Genomic DNA, 15,994 nt, shown 5'->3' with positions numbered 1-15,994 from the left:
ATGTGGTTCGAGATCACCGCCACGATCTCGATCGGCAAGGCGCCGATGCGCCAGCGATACAGAAGGTCGTTCAGGCAGTGGCCGAAGCGGCTGACCATGATCACGACCTTCATCTTCTCGGATTCGTCGTGGATGGCATAGTCCATGGCGAAGGGCTTGGCCGGCTCGGCCAGGCCCTCGCGCAGATCCTCCAGCCCCACGCCCTCTTCCGAGACGAAGCTGACGCGCATGAAGAACTTGCCGGTTTCGGTATCGTCGAATTGCGAACTGTCGGTGATGTTGCAGCCATGCTCGGCCAGAAAGCCGGCCACGGTGGCGACGATGCCGCGGGTCGAGGGGCAGGCGACCGTCAGCGTGTATTTCTTCATCAGGCTCTCCACTGAAAAGGGCACGGGGCCCGATTTTCCTTCTTGTGCAAATCGGCGGGCATCCGGGGACACCCGGCCCTGCGCATGTCTCAGGCGGTCAGGCCCTCGGGCTCGGGCCAGCCATGGGCCCGGCAGCAGGCGGTCAGCGTGTTGGCCAGCAGGCAGGCGATGGTCATCGGCCCGACCCCGCCCGGCACCGGGGTGATGGCCCCGGCGACCTGCAACGCGCTGTCGAAATCGACGTCGCCCACCAGCCGGGTGCGGCCGGCCTCCTCGATGCGGTTGATGCCGACGTCGATCACCGTCGCCCCGGGCTTGACCCAGTCGCCGCGGATCATCCGCGGCCGGCCGACCGCCGCGACCAGGATGTCGGCGGTGCGGCAGAGCCCGGCCAGATCCTTGGTCCGCGAATGCGCGATGGTCACCGTGCAGCTGTCGCCCAGCAAAAGCTGCGCCATCGGCTTGCCGACGATGTTCGAGCGCCCCACCACCACCGCGTTCAGCCCGGAAAGATCGCCAAGCCGGTCGCGCAACAGCATAAGGCAGCCCAAGGGCGTGCAGGGCACCATGCTTTTCTGCCCGGTCCCCAGCAGCCCGACATTCGAGATGTGGAACCCGTCCACGTCCTTTGCCGGGTCGATGGCGTTGATCACCCGCTCGGCATCCATGTGCCCGGGCAGCGGCAGCTGCACCAGGATGCCATGCACCGCCGGGTCGGCGTTCAGTTTCCCGATCAGCGCCAGAAGATCCTCTTGCGGGGTCTCGGCCGGCAGCTTGTGCTCGAAGCTCGCCATGCCGGCCTTGCGGGTCTGGATGCCCTTGTTGCGGACATAGACCTCGCTGGCCGGATCCTCGCCCACCAGCACCACCGCAAGACCGGGAACCACACCGTGCGCCGCCTTCAGCCGCCCCACATGCTCGGCAACCCGCGCCCGAACCCCGGAAGCAAAGCCCTTGCCGTCGATGATCTGTGCCTTCATGCGCCCACCTCCTTCGCTATCCGCGCCGTGTCCGGACGGTTTCAACCGACCGCCACCTTCGCGCATAGCGCAGACGCCGGCAGCTGCAAACCCGGACCAAATGGCGGGCCTGTCCGTACCGGTTTCGCCTCTATCCCTGTTGGCGCAACTTTCCAACCGCGCCGCGCAAGAACCCCGCCGGTTTGCGACAGCGCGCCGCGCTTTTGCGACGCGGCTGCGTCAGCCCAGCAGATAATTTGCGACAGTCCCGGCGCCGACCCCCATCAGCGCCAGCGCCACCAGCCCCAGCAGCCAGCGCAGCGCCTGCGACAGGCTGGCCCGGCCGCGCAGCCAGCGGCCGAACAGGTAGAGCAGCAGCCACAGCGCCACCGCGGCGGCCAGCAGCGCCCAGCCGGCCCGGGCGATGCCCGAGCCGAGCCAGAACCCCAGCAGACCGATGGCAAGGCCGGCCAGCATGGCCAGATACAGCATCTTGTCGGCCAGCATCCGCCAATAGCTGCCCGGCATGGCAAAGCGCGCGAAGCCCGAGATCAGCCCGCCGCCGGCACGCAGCGCCGCCGCCGCCCGGCTGCCGAGGATGCGCAGGATGCCGTCATCGGGCAGGTCGTCGATCATCCGCGACAGGATCGCCATGCTGCGGCTGCTCCAACCGGCGATCTGCGGCGCGCGCGGACCCAGCGGCTTGAAGGCGCTGTAATGGGCGCGGAACCGGTCCAGGTCCAGCGCGGCGGCGTCCTTGACCCCCAGCGCCCGGGCGGCGGTTTCCTCGAACGCATCCTCGTCGATGCCGGAATCGCGCAGCTTGGCCTTGAGCAGCGCCAGCCGCCGGCCCTCGCCGGCCTGGTCGCCATATTCCTCGGCCAGGATCTGGTTGTGCAGCGCCTCGGTCCAGGTCTTGCGCGCCTCGGGGCTGCGGTCCGGCATCAGCGCCGCGATGATGCGCTCGGCGCCGTCGAGCCGACCCCAGAGGATGTCATGCTCGCGCCAGTCGCGGTTGAGGAAGCCGCCGAAGGCGCCGACGGCGATGCCCGCCAGCTTCGCGGGGCGGCCGTTCAGCATGCTGTCGGCGGGGCTGATGCGGAACACCTCGACCTGCGAATGCTCCTGCAACTCGGACCCCTCGAGGAAGGGATAGGTCATCACGTCATGCCAGTGGAAGCCGTCATAAACCTGCTGCAGCGCCGGCAGACGCAGCAGGTCCAGCCCTTCGCGGATACGGGCGCTGCCCTGGTCGAAGGCTTGCCGCATATCGACGCCAAGCTGCGCCAGCGCCCTGTCGACCAGCGGGCGGATCGCCGGTTTCTCATAGACCTGGCGTGCCAGCTCGTAACGGTTCTGCAGGGTCGGCTGTTGCATCGCCTCGCCGTAATGGCGGCCGATCTCGTGGGTCAGACCGGCAATTTCGTCGCGGTTCAGCAGCGTCTCGGCATCGGCTTCCAGCGGAGTGGCCAGGCGGCGGACGGCGGCCAGCTCGTTCTCGACCAGCAGCCGGGCCGCGCGCAACATCTGCGCCGAATCCGGCGGCAGCGGCGCATCGGGGCCGGGGTCCAGCCGCCTGTCGATCTCGGCCCGCAGGTGGATCAGCCGCCGCAGCCGGAAACCGATGTCATAGCGCGACAGGAAGGCGCTTTCCGTCTCGCGCCCCGGTTGGTGATAGGCCGAGAAATGGTCGTCCCGCCAGGCGCGCAGGATCTGGCGCAGATACAGCGCCTCGTCCGAATCCGGGGCGTAGCCGGCCAGGCGGGCGACGATGCCGGTCAGGCTGTCGCTGGTGTCATAGACCCGCAGGTGGTGATAGAGCGGATAGCTGCTGCCATAGCCACGCTCCATCTGATCGGCCAGGTCGAGCAGGTCCAGGTTTTCGGGCTTCGTCGGCTCGTCCATCGCCTGGCCGCGCATCGCCGCCTGCCGTTGGTCGCGCGCCCAGCGGGCCTGCAGGGTGCCCAGCCGCTCCAGCCGGGCGTTCATGCGGGTGATGGCGCGGATGTCGTCGCGGATCACCTCGGTCCGCGGCAGGGTCGAGGCGGCCAGCCGGGCGTTCTGCAGGAAATCCACCGGCTCGGGCGGCGGCGGCGGCGCCACGCCGGTCACCGGATCGGGCGGGCGGCGTTCCTCGGGGAAGGGGTCGATGAACAGGAGCTTGCGCTCGCCCGGCAGGGTGGTCGGGCGGAAGGGGATCAGGTCGATCGCATGGCTGAAGGGCCGGTTGTCCAGATAGCCGCCATCGGCGAACAGCCGCTGCTCATGCGGCCAGCCGCGCGGGAAGAAGCGCGCGTAATCCGCCCGCCGGGCGTCCGCGGGCATGTCGACAAAGCGCATCGGCGGAAAGGCCACCGGAAAGGACGAGGTGCAGCGTGCCGCAAAGGCCAGCATGGCATCGTTTTCCGGCGAGAAATCGTTGCGTCCCTCGCGCCCGCCGTCATAGGCGAAATGAAAGACCGTCTTGTGGATCTTTTCGTCCAGCCGCGCGCCGGTCAGGTGGATCGGCGCCGGCACGCCCTGCAGGTCGGTGGCGGTGACGAACAGGTCCACCATTTCCGACAGCGGCTTGCCGTCGCCCTTGATGCGGGCGATGGTCTCGTGCAGCACGCCATACATGTGGCCGCCGTCCAGCAGCGACTCGGTCGGGCGCAGCCGGGCGGCGCGAGCGGTGCGGTCGTTCAGCAGCAGGCCGATATCGGCCTTGTCCGTCCAGGCCTCGCGCAGCACCGCCATGTCGCGGCTGCCCACCACCAGCGCCTTGGCCAGCGCCACGCCGTTGATGCCGCCCGCCGAGGTGCCCGAAATGATGTCGATCACGAAGCGCTTGCGCCCGCCGCGCGGGCCCGCCAGCTCGCGCGACAGGCGGCGATAGATCATCTCGCCCGGCGCCAGCTCCTCGTCCGGCAGGTCGGAACTGCCGCGCACCATGCGCAAAAGCTCTTGCGCGATGCCGTTCATGTAGATCGCCAGCGAGACGCCGCCATAAAGGACGACCGCGAAACGCACCTCACCCGTAGCCTGTTCGACCATGATCTTTCCCCGAACCACAGTGCAAGGCCCCGGCCGGCAGTTCCGAAAGCCATTCCGTTTCAGCAGGATATGGGCAAAAGACCGTTTTGTCTTGGGCGTTTTTCAACCATCACGCGCCGGGCAGGTCGCCAAGCTCCAGCTCTTGCAGGGCGTCATAGGCGGCGATGACGGCGGCGCGCTGCGCCTCGTGCGCGGCGATGAAGCCGTCGCCCAGCAATGTCTGGTCCGGGCATTCGGTGACCAGCACCAGCGGCATGGGTGCGTGCATGTCCTGGGTCAGGATGCGGATGAAGCCCTGCGGCGCCTCCGGCGCCAGGCCATGCCGCCGCGCCAGCGCCAGTTGCGCGGCGTTGCGTTCGGCCAGGCCGGGCAGCTGGCGCAGCCGGGCGATCACCGCCTCGGCCAGCCGGGCGGCAGCGGCGCCCCAGCCGGGATGATGGCGCAGGATCAGGAAGAAGCCGCGCGGCATGGTCCAGCTTTCGAAGCCGCGCGGCACATAGCCGCTGAGCGGCCGGGTCCATTCATGCGCCGGATAGCCGTGCAGGCTGACATGCAGCAGCGCCGCCGACAGGCAATAGGCCTGGTCGCGCAGCGCCCGTTCGGCATCGGGCGGACCCTGGCGATAGTCCAGGTCGTCGCCCAGCGCCGTATAGCGCGCGGCATGCAGCATGTGGCGCGGATTGTCGCGGGCGAGCCGCTGGCGCAGCGCATAGCCGTCCGGATTCTCCAGCGGGCAAAGCGCGAAATGCGCGCCTTCGCGCCCGGCAAGCTCCTGCGCGGCGCGCAGCGCGCCCACCGGGCCCGAGACCTCGTTGGCATGCTGCCCGGCCGAGATCATCACCGCCCGGTCGCGCCCCGGCAGGTAACGCCCCTCGATCATCCGGCCGGCGACCGAGCGGGCGTGGAAGGGCCGGCCCGGCAGACGCGCCAGTTCGGCGGCGATCTGCTGCGGCGACAGCGCCTCGCGCGCCTGGTCGAGCGGCTGGCAGCCGGCCTCCTCGGCGCTGCGCTGCCAGGGCCGGGTCTCGATGCGCAGGGCGTGCTTGTCGCCCTGACGGACGCGCGGCACGATCTGGCCGGGACGCAGGCCGCGGTCGCCGGGGGGCCGGCCGAGGCGGTGCCGGAAATGCTCGATCAGCGAGAAATACAGATCCTCGTGCAGCGCCTCGACCAGCGACACCGCCTCGTCCCCCCAGCCCAGCGCCCGGTCGCGGACCGGCAGCGTGGCCGAGATCTCCAGTTCCTGGAAGAACGGCGCCTTCTGCCAGGGCGCGGCGGCGACGGTGCGCATGGCGTCGCGATACAGCGTCTCGTAATCGGTCAGCAGCGGCTCGCCCTGCCCGTCCTGGACCAGCCAGCCGCAGGGCGACAGCGCCGGCTGCATGGCGTGGTCGCGATGCATGCGGTTGGGCGCCGGCACCGTCATCTCGCGCCGCATACCCGAGACATAGCCGAGGCTCAGCTGATAGACCGGCATGGCGGCGCTGTCCGGCCCTTCCTGCAGGTCGAACTCGGTCAGCGGGAACAGCGCCGGCAGCGGATAGGCCTCCAGCAAAAAGCGGCCCGGCGCGGCCTCGGGGTGGCGCGGGCAGATGATCCGCGCCTCGGCCAGCCCGGCGGTCTCGATCTCTTCCAGGAAGGCGTGCAAGAGCGGCTTGTAGGCCGAGCGGCAATGCGCCCGCACCCCGCGCAGCGCCAGCGCCGCCTCGGCCGCGCGGCGGGTCGGCGCGTCGTCGAAGCTCCAGATCTCGGCGCGGGCGCAGGTCAGTTCGCGCACAAGCCGCGCCAGCGTGGCGGGATAGCTCGCCTGAAAGAGCAGCCGGGTGTCGTCCATCAGCCCGCCTTGCGCAGAACCTCGCACAGCTGCGCGACCGTGGGCGGGAAGGGATTGCCCTTCATCGAGGAACTGGCCAGCGACGCCTCGGCCACCGTCTGGTGCCGCGCCGGATCGAGGCCCTGCGCCCGCAGCCCCGGCAGGCCGGTGTCACGCGCCCAAGCGGCCAGGGCCTGCGGCGCCTCGGCCGCGTCGCAGCCCAGCACGGCCGCCACCTCGGCGCAGACCTCGCGGATGCGGGCGGGATCGCGGGTGTGGGCACGGTTCATCTCCAGCACCGGGCCCAGCAGCGCGCCGCAGATCGCACCATGGGCGGCGGTCGTCACGCCGCCGATCACCCCGGCCAGCCCGTGCACGGCGCCAAGCCCGCCATTGGCCAGCGCAATGCCGCCGCACAGGCTGACCCAGGCCATGGTGTCGCGCGCCGGCGCGTCCTCCTCCTGCATCAGCCGTTTCAGCGCCTGCAGGCCCGGCCGGATCACCGGGCGCACCAGCGCATCGGTGAAGGGCGTGGCCTTGCACGAGACCCAGGGCTCGATCACCTGCGCCAGCGCGTCGAGGCCCGAGGCCAGCGTCACCGCGCGCGGGCAATGGTCGGTCAGCGCCGGATCGACGATGGCCAGCCGCGGCAGCATCCGTTCGTCGCGGATCGAGACCTTGCGGCCATGGTCCGGCAGGCCGATCACCGCGTTCCGCGTCGCCTCGGCCCCGGTGCCGGCGGTGGTCGGCAGGGCGATATAGGGCAAGGGCGGAACCGACAGCGGCAGGCCGCGCCCGACCACCTCGAGATGATCCATGATCCCGCCCGGCGCCGGCACCAGCCCGGCCAGCGCCTTGCCCAGGTCCAGCGCCGCGCCGCCGCCCAGTGCCGCAACCCAGGCCGGGCCGAAATCCCTGGCCCGCGCCAGGGCGTCCTCCAGCATCGGCAGGCTCGGCTCGGCCCCGCAGGCGAGGGTCAGCACCTCGGCGCCCTCGGCGCGCAGGGCATCGACCAGCCAGGCGGCCCGGCCGGGATCGGCGCCATGGACCAGCACGCCGCGCGGGCCATGGGCACGGATCGCCGCAGGGGCCTTCCGCGCCTCGCCACGGCCAAAGACGGTGCGGCCCGGCAGGGCGAAGGCAAAGGAGGCAAGACCCGGAAAAGCGGCGGAATCGGTCATAGCTGGCCTGTTTGCTGCGTTGCGCCGCAAGCTGCACCGGCCCCGACGGGGGGTCAAGCGGCTTTCGTTTCGGGCTGGACCACGTCCGATCCGAACATCGGCGCCGCCCGTGCCCGACGCAAGGAACGCTTGCGCGCAGAAGCGGATCGCTTACAGTGAAGCCGTTCCAGCATGGAGAGCCCCTTGGCCCTCAGCATCCGCCAGAGCGAAATCCTCGAACTCGCCCGGGCCGAGGGCCGCGTGCTGGTCGACGACCTCGCCCAGCGTTTCGAGGTGACGCTGCAGACCATCCGCCGCGACCTGGGCGAGATGGCCGAGGCCGGATTGCTGGACCGCGTCCATGGCGGCGCCGTGCCGCGGGCCGGCGCGGTGAACCTGGGCTACGAGGCGCGGCGGCGCATGAATGCCGAGGCCAAGGCCGCCATCGGCGCGGCCTGCGCGGCGGAAATCCCCGACAATTGCAGCCTGATCCTGAACCTGGGCACCACCACCGAGGCGGTGGCCCAGGCGCTGATCCATCATTCCAACATCACCGTGGTCACCAACAACATGAACGTGGCCAATATCCTGCTGGCCAATCCGGGCTGCGAGATCATGGTGGCCGGCGGCGCGCTGCGGCGCTCGGACGGCGGGCTGGTCGGCGAGCTGACGACGCAGTTCTTCGAACAGTTCAAGGTCGATTACGCGGTGATCGGCACCTCGGCGCTGGATCATGACGGCGACCTGCTGGATTTCGACCTGGCCGAGGTGCGGGTCAGTCGCTCGATCCTGCGCCAGTCGCGGCGCGCCTTCCTGGTCACCGACCATTCCAAGCTGGGCCGCCCGGCCCCGGCCCGCATCGGCAGCCTGTCCGAACTGGACGCGGTCTTCATCGACCGGCCGCTGCCCGAGGATCTGATGCGGCGCTGCGCCGAATGGGGGACCGAGGTGCGGGTCTGCCCGCCCGCCGGCTAGGCCCAGATCACCGCGGCCTTCACCGCGAAGCGCGGATCCCGCCAGCCGGCCCGGCTGGCGATTGCAGCGGCACTGCCGCCCTGTTGCGCAGATGCCGAAGGCGATTGGATGCCGGCGGACAGGGGCCATCACGCTGATGGGTTCGGGGATGCGTTGAAAGACACCGGGATAAAGATGTGCGTTCCCGGCCGGATAAGCCGCAAGAAAGCTGCTCAAGATACGACAGGTGCCCCCATCGCCTTCCTCTCGTCCGGCGCCCGTGCCGCTCCGGGTCCATTCTGGCTCCGAAATCCATGAGGCTGGGGCTGGTTGCCTCTGTTGTTATGGCATCCGTTTAATTCGGCACAGGTCCAACAGCGCCCAATCCGCGGCCCAGGCAATGCGCGGATATCGCATCATCCTCGCAGCCTGACTTCGCTGAGCGGATGCCCCGTGTCGATGAACAGGCGACCCGTCGGTTGCAATGCGGCCCGCAACCGGTCAAGGGCGCGTTGCCCGATCTCCGGGTGGCGGCCGTCCAATGCCCCGGCACGCATCGCGAAGGCGATGTCGAAGGGCGCCTCATCGGGCGGCAATTCGAAATCCTCGACCGCCGTTTGCATGAATCGCAGGCGACCGGTGGCGATTTCCGCCTTCGATCCGGCCACCGCGCTTTCGATCGCCTTGGCCGAGCGGTCGATGGCCAGGACGAAGCCGTTCCCGACGCGGCGGGAAACCGCCCGGGCCGCCACGCCCGGGCCACAGCCGATTTCCAGCACCCGATGACCCGGCGCCAGCGGCAGGGCGTCCACAAAGCACGCAATCCGGTTCGAAATCCGCGGGGCCATGATGTTCAGGTCTTGTCGGTCACCTTCGGCCACCAGGTTCCGAAGCACCACAGATTGCCCTCGGGGTCGCGGCAGATAAATTCGCGGCTGCCATAGTCGCGGTCGGTCAGCCCTTCCTCGATCACCGCACCGGCCGCCTTGGCGCGGGCGAACATCGCATCGGCATCGTCCACGGCGATATAGAGCGACCTGCCGCCCTGCGCCGATGGCTTGCCAACCAATTCGCCGTAAGCGTCCTCCCTGTCGTCGCCGCACATGATCATGGACGAGCCGAAGGCCAGCTCGGCATGGGCGACCTTGTCGCCATCCATGTATTTCGCGTGGGTGGTGAAACCGAAGGCCCGTTCCAGCCATGCGATCATCGCCGCCGCATTGCGAAAGCGGAAGGTCGGGTAGATGCGCGGAGCCTCAGGCATCATGCGTTCCTCCTTTGAATGATGCTCAAGGATGACATGCTGCCAGGGCCGCCGTCTTGAAGAAAGTGTCGCCGGCCAAGCGGATCTGGCGCCAGACCGCTTGACCCCGATGGCGGAACAGGGCGGATACCTGCGGGCAGCGGCTATTTATAGAAGCCGTCGCGCAGGTTGATGCCGTGCTCCAGCCATGCCTTCAGGGCGCAGATCATGCCGGTCCAGCCCTCGCTATTGGCCAGGCAGCCCTTCAGCCCCGCCTCGGTCTCGGGCCAGCCATATTCGCTGATCCGCACCAGCGTCCGCCCGTCCTCCAGGGCCTGGAAGGTCATGGTCACGGTGGTCCAGATGCGCGGCTCGCTGTCGGTTTCCCATTGCAGGGTAATGCGCTCGTTGGGGACGACCTCTTGCACCAGGACCGGGAAGGCGCCGGGGAAATCGTGGAAATCCCAGGTTACTTCGGCCCCGGTCTCCAATCGCCCCCTGGCGCCGCCGGTGGTGAAGAATTTCGACAGCCTGTCGGGATTCACGACGGTTTCGAAGACCTCTTCGACCGGTTTCGCGATTCGGCCGCCGACGGTGAATTTCAGTTCCATGTTGCATTCCTCCTTGTGCTGCACCCCATTATGTTATATTTTTATAACATGTCAATCGAAGATCAGGACGACGCGCTGTTCAAGGCGCTGGGGCACCGGGCACGCCGGCAATTGCTGGACCTGCTGAAGGAGGGCCCGAAGACCACCGGCGCGCTGTGCGAGGCGCTGCCGCAACTGGACCGCTGCACGGTCATGCAGCATCTGCGGGTGCTGGAGGCGGCCGGGCTGGTCGTGGTCGAGCGGCGCGGGCGGGAAAGATGGAACCACCTGGACGCGCTGCCCATCCACGCGCTGCACGAACGCTGGATCGGCCCCTATGCCGCCTATGCGGCAACCATGCTGGGGGCGCTGAAGCAGGCGGCAGAGGACAGCCAGCCCTTGAAGCATGACCGAACCCTGCCGGAGTGAGCGCCGCCCGTCGGGCCAAGGCTGTCATGCGGGGACCTCGCACCGCTTGCACACCAGGCGCCGAATACGTCGCCGAGCGCAATCGCCTGGTCGCCAGCCATGTCGATGACCGGGCCGCCAAGGAGAGGAAACTGACGAAGGTCATCAAGGAACAGGACGTCCTAGTGAACGCCCTGCTCTCCGGCCTGCCGCCCGAGCGCATCAGGGCGAAGATGGAACAGCTCGAAGTCCGGCAGAAGCAGCTCGAGACGGAGCTGGCCGCGGCCCCCGCCTCTACGACAACGACCCGGCTGCATCCGCGCATTGCCGAGACCTATCACGACCGCATCCAGGCGCTGATCGTCGGGTTGATCGGACCCTCGCAGAGGGCCACAGCGAAGCTCGCGTAGTACAGATACTCGGTCGTCTGGACCCGGCCACCGCCGCCACCCTTGCCGCCGTCCTGCGTGGTGGTCTTCGTCTCTTCGCGGAAATCCGTGGCCCAGATGATGTTGCCGCCGATGCGCATGCGCCCGTAAAGGCGCGAGATGATGGCGCCTTCGGTCGCAGACATGATCCGCAGGCTGTCGAGGCGCTGACCGTCGATCTTCTGATCTGGGGCCAGCGACGACATGATCCAGCTGTCCACCACCGACCCGATAGTCGAGCCGATGAAGCTACCGATGGCGGCCCCGGAAAAGCCGAGGATCGCGCCGCCAAAAGCCCCGCCGATGGCGGAGCCGACAGCGCCGAGGACGAGCGTGGCCATGGGAAAATCTCAGCGTGCAGGGAAAAGGAAGGCGAAAGCGATGCGGCGTCGCCATGTGGGCGTCAGCGGTTCCTCGATCACGCCGAGGCGTTCATAGGCGTGAAGGAAGGTGTCGGGGCCAGTGAGGATCCCGACATGCTTGGCGATGGCGCGCGGCATCATGCGGAACAGGATCAGCGCACCGGGAGGCGCATCTGCGGGTGCGATCTCCGGCATCATCGCCCGCGCCCCTTCGGCAAGCACCTCGCGCGGGCCGGTCTCGCCCCAGTCGCGACTGTACGGCGGGATCGGGAACGGCTCCGGCCCTACGACCTCGCGCCAGACGCCCCGTGCCAGACCAAGGCAGTCGCAGCCGACCCCGCGCAAACTGGCCTGGTCGTGATAGGGCGTGCCGAGCCACGACCGCGCGGCGGCGATGACGCGGGCAGGATCGGCGGCCTTCACAGCACCGCTCCCTCGTGGCCACCGTCCTTGGTGGCGTAGCGCAGGACGGCATCCTGCCCGGGGATGTGCGGGAACCCTCGGAAGTTCGCGACGTTGGCGAACTTCGTCCCGCAGGTGGCGATCCGCTTGTCGCAGCCCGCCCGGACCACGAAGGCATCCGTCGGTGTGAACCGGCATGGAAAACTGACCCCGTAACGGGGTGATCGGCTTCCAAAACTGACCCCCCCTTACACTGATGTTCATGATGCCCCTGAGGTCATTGGGGGCGCGGTGCGGGATGCTGGTTGTGGAGACGATTGCGAAGATCCGTCGGGCGTATTTCCAGGAGCAGAAGACGATCAAGCAGATCTGCCGGGAGTTGCGGGTCTCGCGGAACGCGGTGCGGAAGGTGATCCGATCCGGTGTGACGGAACCGACCTATGAACGGACAATCCAGCCGTTGCCGAAGATCGGCCCCTGGAAAAACAAGCTCGACGAGATGCTGGCGGCAAACGCCCGGAAACCGAAGCGCGAGCGCCTGACCCTGATCAGGATCTTCGCTGTCCGGCGCTACGCGGCCTCGTGGTCCGCGCCTATGCCGAACGGGTCGAGTTCTGGCAGGACGGCAGGATCGTCGGCCAGCACATCCGCGCCTTCGGCCGCGACAAGGCCATCTACGATCCGCTGCACTATATTCCGGTGCTGGCCCGCAAGCCCGGCGCTCTCCGGAACGGCGCTCCCTTCCAGGAATGGGAACTGCCGCCAGCGATCAGGCGCGTTCAGCGCAAGCTGGGCAAGGTGCCGAACGGCGACCGGCAAATGGTCCAGATTCTGGGCATGATCCCGACCGACGGACTGGATGCGGTAGAATCCGCTTGCGCGGAAGCCCTGAACGAAGGCGCCCCGGCGGCAGCTGTGGTCCTGAACATCCTGGCCCGGCATCGCGAACCGCCACCGCCGCTGACCATCGCCACGCCGGATGCGCTGCGGCTGACCTGCGAGCCCGCGGCCGATTGCAAACGCTACGACAGCCTGAGGAGACCGATCCATGGAAAGACCACAGGTGCTGGACGCGTCGTGTCGAAGACGCGCACCTGCACGATGGGCCAACTGAAGCTCTACGGCATGAAAGCCGCCTACGATGAGATCATCGCCACGGCAGTGAAGCGACAGCACGAGCCGCAGCAGATCGTCGGCGACCTCCTGAACGCGGAGATCAGCGAGAAGCAGGCACGCTCGATCAAATGCCAGATGACGATCGCACGGCTTCCCTTGGCCAAGGAGATCGACGAGTTCGCCTTCGAGGAAACGCCCGTGAACGAGACGCTGGTGCGCGATCTGGCCAGCGGGGAGTTCCTCGACCAGCAGCGCAACATCGTGCTGATCGGCGGGACCGGCACCGGGAAGTCCCACCTTGCCGTCAGCATCGCCCGGTCGTGCATCAGGCGTGGCAAACGAGGCCGCTTCTTCAACGTCGTGGACCTGGTGAACAAGCGCGATGCTGAAGCCCGTGCCGACCGCCAGGGACGCACCGCGGACTGCTGTGCCGGCTCGACTTCCTGATCCTCGACGAACTCGGCTATCTGCCCTTCGCCCAGACCGGCGGGCAACTGCTGTTCCACCTCATCAGCCGCCTCTACGAGCGCACTTCCATCATCGTGACGACAAACCTCGACTTCGGCGAATGGCCGTCGGTCTTCGGCGACGCCAAGATGACTACCGCTCTACTCGAGAGCCTCACCCATCACTGCGACATTGTCGAGACCGGCAACGAGAGCTGGCGCTTCAAGACCAGGGAATAACCGAAACCCCGCTGGCCCGATACGGCTGCGCTGTGGGGAGGCTACACCGCATCGGGCCAGCTACCCCTGCGCCAAGCAGGGCGTCATTTTGGGACGCCTATAAGGGGTCAAAGTTCGGTGCCGATTGACAATCTTGTGCATCTCCTCACGAATCTCCGGGTTATCGGGCGGCCGCTTGCGCCGCACCGTCTTCGGATCGACACCGATCAGAACGCAGGCGCGACGTTGAGAGATCGGATGATCCCTCATCGCCCGCAGCACCGCGTCCCGCCGTTGCCCCAGCGTCGTCAGGGCTTTCCCAACAGATCCTTCAGCACCACGTTGTCAAGCATGGCATCAGCCAGCAGGCGCTTGAGCTTCGCATTCTCGTCCTCAAGCTGCTTCAGCCGCTTGGCGTCGGACAGGTCCATGCCGCCATACTTCGCCTTCAGCTTGTAGAATGTCGCGGGGCTCAGCCCATGCTTCCGACAAAGCTCGGACGTGGGCAAACCAGCCTCCTGTTCCTTGATCATCCCGATAATCTGCGCCTCGGTAAAACGGCTCTTCCTCATCTCGTCTGCTCCTTCAGATTGGGCAGACTCTGCATCACGCCGAGGGAACTTCCGGGAGGCAGGTCACCTGCTCTACGTCTTTGCCGCAACTCGGGACTATTTCGGGGCGCGTCCCTGGGTCGCCGCCCTGGTGACGGCGGGCTTCATTCCCTACGCCGCCGCGATGGTGCCGCTCTTCTCGATGATCCCCGGCCTCGGCTCCTCGGCCAGCTACGCGCCGGTGCCGCTGCTGATCCTGGTCTACGCGCTACTGCTGCGACAGCGCCTGCCCGATACGGCGCGCGGCCTCGCCATCGGCGCCGGGATCCTGATCCTCTCGCTGACCTTCCGCACGCTGGACCAGCCCCTGTGCGGCGCCCTGCCCTTCGGCACGCATTTTCTGTGGCCCTCCAAGATCGCAGCCGAAACACCCCGACCACCGGATCCGCCGAATAGCGAGCATCGGCACTATCCCCTCGGTCGACTCCGCTTGATCCAGTCGGCCCCTCCGTAAGTGACCGCATAGACAAGAATCTCCCTCATGCCATCGTCAACCTTGAAGACCACTACACCCTTGCGCCCCGCCGGGATAGCGCGGAGTCCCGGCGCAATCTCATCGCGCAAGCTGCCCTTGTGCGGGACATCGGACAGACCACGGATCACAGCCTCAATCTCCGCCAACTTCGCTGCAGCGGCAGATTCGCCCGCGTAATCCGCGATCCATCCGGCAATCCACTCAAGATCGTTCGCCACCAAGGGGTGGAAGCGTATGCGGTAGCTCAACGGCGGCCGCTCTTCGAGACTCGGCGCCGGGCACGGGCAAAGGCGTCATCCACATCGATAAAGTCTGCGGGCGATGTCTGAAGTCGGCTTCGGATCTCGTCAGCCAGGGCATCCAGCGCCACTTCGCGTTCCTGCTCGTCCTGGATCATCTGCTCCAAGGCCGCGGCCACCATCGCGGACTGGGACGCGAACATACCCGCACTCACCTTCTCGATAAGGAAGCGGTGGTGGCGGTCGGTGAAGCTCAATGTGGTCTTGACGGTCATGATGCAGCCTCCGGTATGACCTGATCATACTAAAGATCATTGCCAAGGCAAGCTTGGATGCAATCTGTGTCTACGCAAAGGGCGGAAAGCGGACTTGCGGCCGCGCGGCATGGCACTCGCAGCATTCACACGAAGCGGGCGCTCAGCCACGGACAACGCCATCAAGGGTAAGCCGGTCAGAGAGGACGCAGACCGGAAGTTCACTGCAAATGCAAAGGGAAATGTCACGGCTGCAGGGTGGACGTAGGCGACCAGTTCGAAATGACCTGCCAATCGAGCGGTCGTAGGTTCGGCCCCTACCGCCGGATCCCAAACCCCTCCATAAGATCAATCCCGTAGAGGCCTCTGAAGAGGCGGATTCTGACGTTTTCGCGCGCTGATGCAGCAGCAGCGCAACAAACTGGAGCGGTTGGCGTCGAGGCCCGCCATCGTCGGCCAAATCTCGTCCCGGAGCAAAGTAGTGCTTGCTGGAAGCGGAATGTTCCCTTTATGTTCTGGCCGTCTGCTCCCTACCTCCATTGACCAGATCAGTGAGGAATCCGATAAGGGCAGGAAAGCCTTCGATGAAGAGAGCAGGACGCCAGTTGACACTCGACATCCGCGGAAGCCTAAAGAATACTCGGATCAGCTCGAATCCACTTGTGGTGGTTGACGAGCTTCTCGCGAATTCCATCGACGCTTTTCTCATCCGCCATTCCGATGAAGCTGCTGACGTTCCCCTTCGGATTCAGCTTTCTGTCAAAGCGACCCAAGCGGACCTTCTCGGCAACGATTACGATCTCGAGATCGTGTGCACAGACAATGGATGCGGGCTAGGTCCCGAACAACTCAACAGCAACCGCACCGGCATCACCCGCCAGGAACTGGAGGGCCGGATCCTGACCATCCTCTCC

Annotated in this window: 15 protein-coding genes and 6 pseudogenes; 7 read left to right on the top strand and 14 right to left on the bottom strand. The window is 67.1% G+C overall.

Annotated elements, in window-relative coordinates; genetic code table 11:
• The 5 genes from ACFOMP_RS01050 to ACFOMP_RS01030 form a co-directional block, all read right to left on the bottom strand.
• The coding region (locus tag ACFOMP_RS01050; protein WP_379027566.1) for an ACT domain-containing protein at positions 1-368 on the bottom strand (368 nt) is incomplete at its 3' end.
• An 89-nt stretch (positions 369-457) separates the two neighbouring features.
• Positions 458-1,348, bottom strand: a complete 891-nt coding sequence (gene folD, locus ACFOMP_RS01045) for a bifunctional methylenetetrahydrofolate dehydrogenase/methenyltetrahydrofolate cyclohydrolase FolD (protein ID WP_379027565.1) — start codon at positions 1,346-1,348, stop codon at positions 458-460.
• Between the two features lie 219 nt (positions 1,349-1,567).
• The gene (locus tag ACFOMP_RS01040; protein WP_379027564.1) at positions 1,568-4,360 is read right to left on the bottom strand and encodes a patatin-like protein; all 2,793 of its coding nucleotides are present in this window, start codon (positions 4,358-4,360) and stop codon (positions 1,568-1,570) included.
• A 109-nt stretch (positions 4,361-4,469) separates the two neighbouring features.
• Positions 4,470-6,194 (bottom strand): M14 family zinc carboxypeptidase, encoded by a 1,725-nt coding sequence (locus ACFOMP_RS01035; protein WP_379027563.1) that lies wholly within the window; start codon positions 6,192-6,194, stop codon positions 4,470-4,472.
• Positions 6,194-7,354, bottom strand: coding sequence for an iron-containing alcohol dehydrogenase (locus ACFOMP_RS01030; protein ID WP_379027562.1), 1,161 nt, complete (start codon positions 7,352-7,354; stop codon positions 6,194-6,196). Before ACFOMP_RS01030 ends, ACFOMP_RS01035 begins: the two co-directional genes overlap by 1 nt.
• A 183-nt stretch (positions 7,355-7,537) precedes the next feature.
• On the opposite strand from ACFOMP_RS01030, the gene ACFOMP_RS01025 reads away from it, so the two are divergent.
• Complete coding sequence (locus ACFOMP_RS01025; RefSeq protein WP_199259922.1) at positions 7,538-8,308, top strand: DeoR/GlpR family DNA-binding transcription regulator; 771 nt, start codon at positions 7,538-7,540, stop codon at positions 8,306-8,308.
• Between the two features lie 395 nt (positions 8,309-8,703).
• Here ACFOMP_RS01025 and ACFOMP_RS01020 read toward each other — a convergent pair whose 3' ends face one another.
• The 3 genes from ACFOMP_RS01020 to ACFOMP_RS01010 form a co-directional block, all read right to left on the bottom strand.
• A complete protein-coding gene (locus ACFOMP_RS01020) occupies positions 8,704-9,183 on the bottom strand; it encodes a class I SAM-dependent methyltransferase (RefSeq protein WP_379027561.1) in 480 nt (159 codons plus the stop codon).
• Positions 9,141-9,554 (bottom strand): VOC family protein, encoded by a 414-nt coding sequence (locus ACFOMP_RS01015; RefSeq protein WP_289894703.1) that lies wholly within the window; start codon positions 9,552-9,554, stop codon positions 9,141-9,143. Before ACFOMP_RS01015 ends, ACFOMP_RS01020 begins: the two co-directional genes overlap by 43 nt.
• A 140-nt stretch (positions 9,555-9,694) precedes the next feature.
• Complete coding sequence (locus tag ACFOMP_RS01010; protein ID WP_289894702.1) at positions 9,695-10,141, bottom strand: SRPBCC family protein; 447 nt, start codon at positions 10,139-10,141, stop codon at positions 9,695-9,697.
• 48 nt (positions 10,142-10,189) lie between these two features.
• On the opposite strand from ACFOMP_RS01010, the gene ACFOMP_RS01005 reads away from it, so the two are divergent.
• Positions 10,190-10,549 carry an ArsR/SmtB family transcription factor gene (locus ACFOMP_RS01005; RefSeq protein WP_379027560.1) on the top strand — a complete coding sequence of 120 codons (360 nt, stop codon included), beginning with the start codon at positions 10,190-10,192 and terminating at the stop codon, positions 10,547-10,549.
• A 26-nt stretch (positions 10,550-10,575) separates the two neighbouring features.
• On the top strand, positions 10,576-10,938 hold the full coding sequence (locus tag ACFOMP_RS01000; RefSeq protein WP_379027559.1) for a hypothetical protein: 363 nt from the start codon (positions 10,576-10,578) through the stop codon (positions 10,936-10,938).
• Here the strand turns inward: ACFOMP_RS01000 and ACFOMP_RS00995 are convergent.
• The 3 genes and pseudogenes from ACFOMP_RS00995 to ACFOMP_RS00985 all read right to left on the bottom strand — a co-directional run.
• Positions 10,878-11,297, bottom strand: a pseudogene (locus tag ACFOMP_RS00995) (GlsB/YeaQ/YmgE family stress response membrane protein); the annotation flags it as partial. The gene ACFOMP_RS01000 and the pseudogene ACFOMP_RS00995 overlap by 61 nt on opposite strands.
• A gap of 9 nt (positions 11,298-11,306) precedes the next feature.
• Entirely contained in the window at positions 11,307-11,741 is a 435-nt protein-coding gene (locus tag ACFOMP_RS00990; RefSeq protein WP_379027558.1) for an NlpC/P60 family protein, read from the bottom strand.
• Positions 11,738-11,908: pseudogene (locus ACFOMP_RS00985) on the bottom strand (phage BR0599 family protein); the annotation flags it as partial. The gene ACFOMP_RS00990 and the pseudogene ACFOMP_RS00985, both read right to left, overlap by 4 nt.
• Positions 11,909-12,018: 110 nt before the next feature.
• Between ACFOMP_RS00985 and ACFOMP_RS00980 the strand changes: the two are divergent.
• Positions 12,019-12,865: pseudogene (locus ACFOMP_RS00980) on the top strand (hypothetical protein).
• Positions 12,822-13,522 (top strand): annotated as a pseudogene (gene istB, locus ACFOMP_RS00975) (IS21-like element helper ATPase IstB). Before ACFOMP_RS00980 ends, istB begins: the two co-directional pseudogenes overlap by 44 nt.
• A gap of 93 nt (positions 13,523-13,615) precedes the next feature.
• Here istB and ACFOMP_RS00970 read toward each other — a convergent pair.
• Positions 13,616-14,073: pseudogene (locus ACFOMP_RS00970) on the bottom strand (transposase); the annotation flags it as partial.
• 130 nt (positions 14,074-14,203) lie between these two features.
• On the opposite strand from ACFOMP_RS00970, the gene ACFOMP_RS00965 reads away from it, so the two are divergent.
• Entirely contained in the window at positions 14,204-14,566 is a 363-nt protein-coding gene (locus tag ACFOMP_RS00965) for a hypothetical protein (RefSeq protein WP_379027557.1), read from the top strand.
• On the opposite strand, the gene ACFOMP_RS00960 is transcribed toward ACFOMP_RS00965, so the two are convergent.
• Together ACFOMP_RS00960 and ACFOMP_RS00955 are read right to left on the bottom strand one after the other, a co-directional pair.
• Complete coding sequence (locus ACFOMP_RS00960) at positions 14,521-14,805, bottom strand: type II toxin-antitoxin system RelE/ParE family toxin (protein ID WP_379027567.1); 285 nt, start codon at positions 14,803-14,805, stop codon at positions 14,521-14,523. The two genes, ACFOMP_RS00965 and ACFOMP_RS00960, sit on opposite strands and share 46 nt — an antisense overlap.
• Positions 14,806-14,831: 26 nt before the next feature.
• Positions 14,832-15,101: a hypothetical protein gene (locus ACFOMP_RS00955; RefSeq protein WP_379027556.1), complete on the bottom strand. Its 270-nt coding sequence runs from the start codon at positions 15,099-15,101 to the stop codon at positions 14,832-14,834.
• A 584-nt stretch (positions 15,102-15,685) separates the two neighbouring features.
• Here ACFOMP_RS00955 and ACFOMP_RS00950 point away from each other — a divergent pair.
• A pseudogene (locus ACFOMP_RS00950) lies at positions 15,686-15,994 on the top strand (hypothetical protein); the annotation flags it as partial.

The organism is Paracoccus simplex (assembly GCF_042648325.1).
Taxonomy (GTDB): Bacteria; Pseudomonadota; Alphaproteobacteria; order Rhodobacterales; family Rhodobacteraceae; genus Paracoccus; species Paracoccus simplex.
Note: the sequence above shows the minus strand (reverse complement) of the source record. Positions and strands in the feature narration are given on the sequence as shown.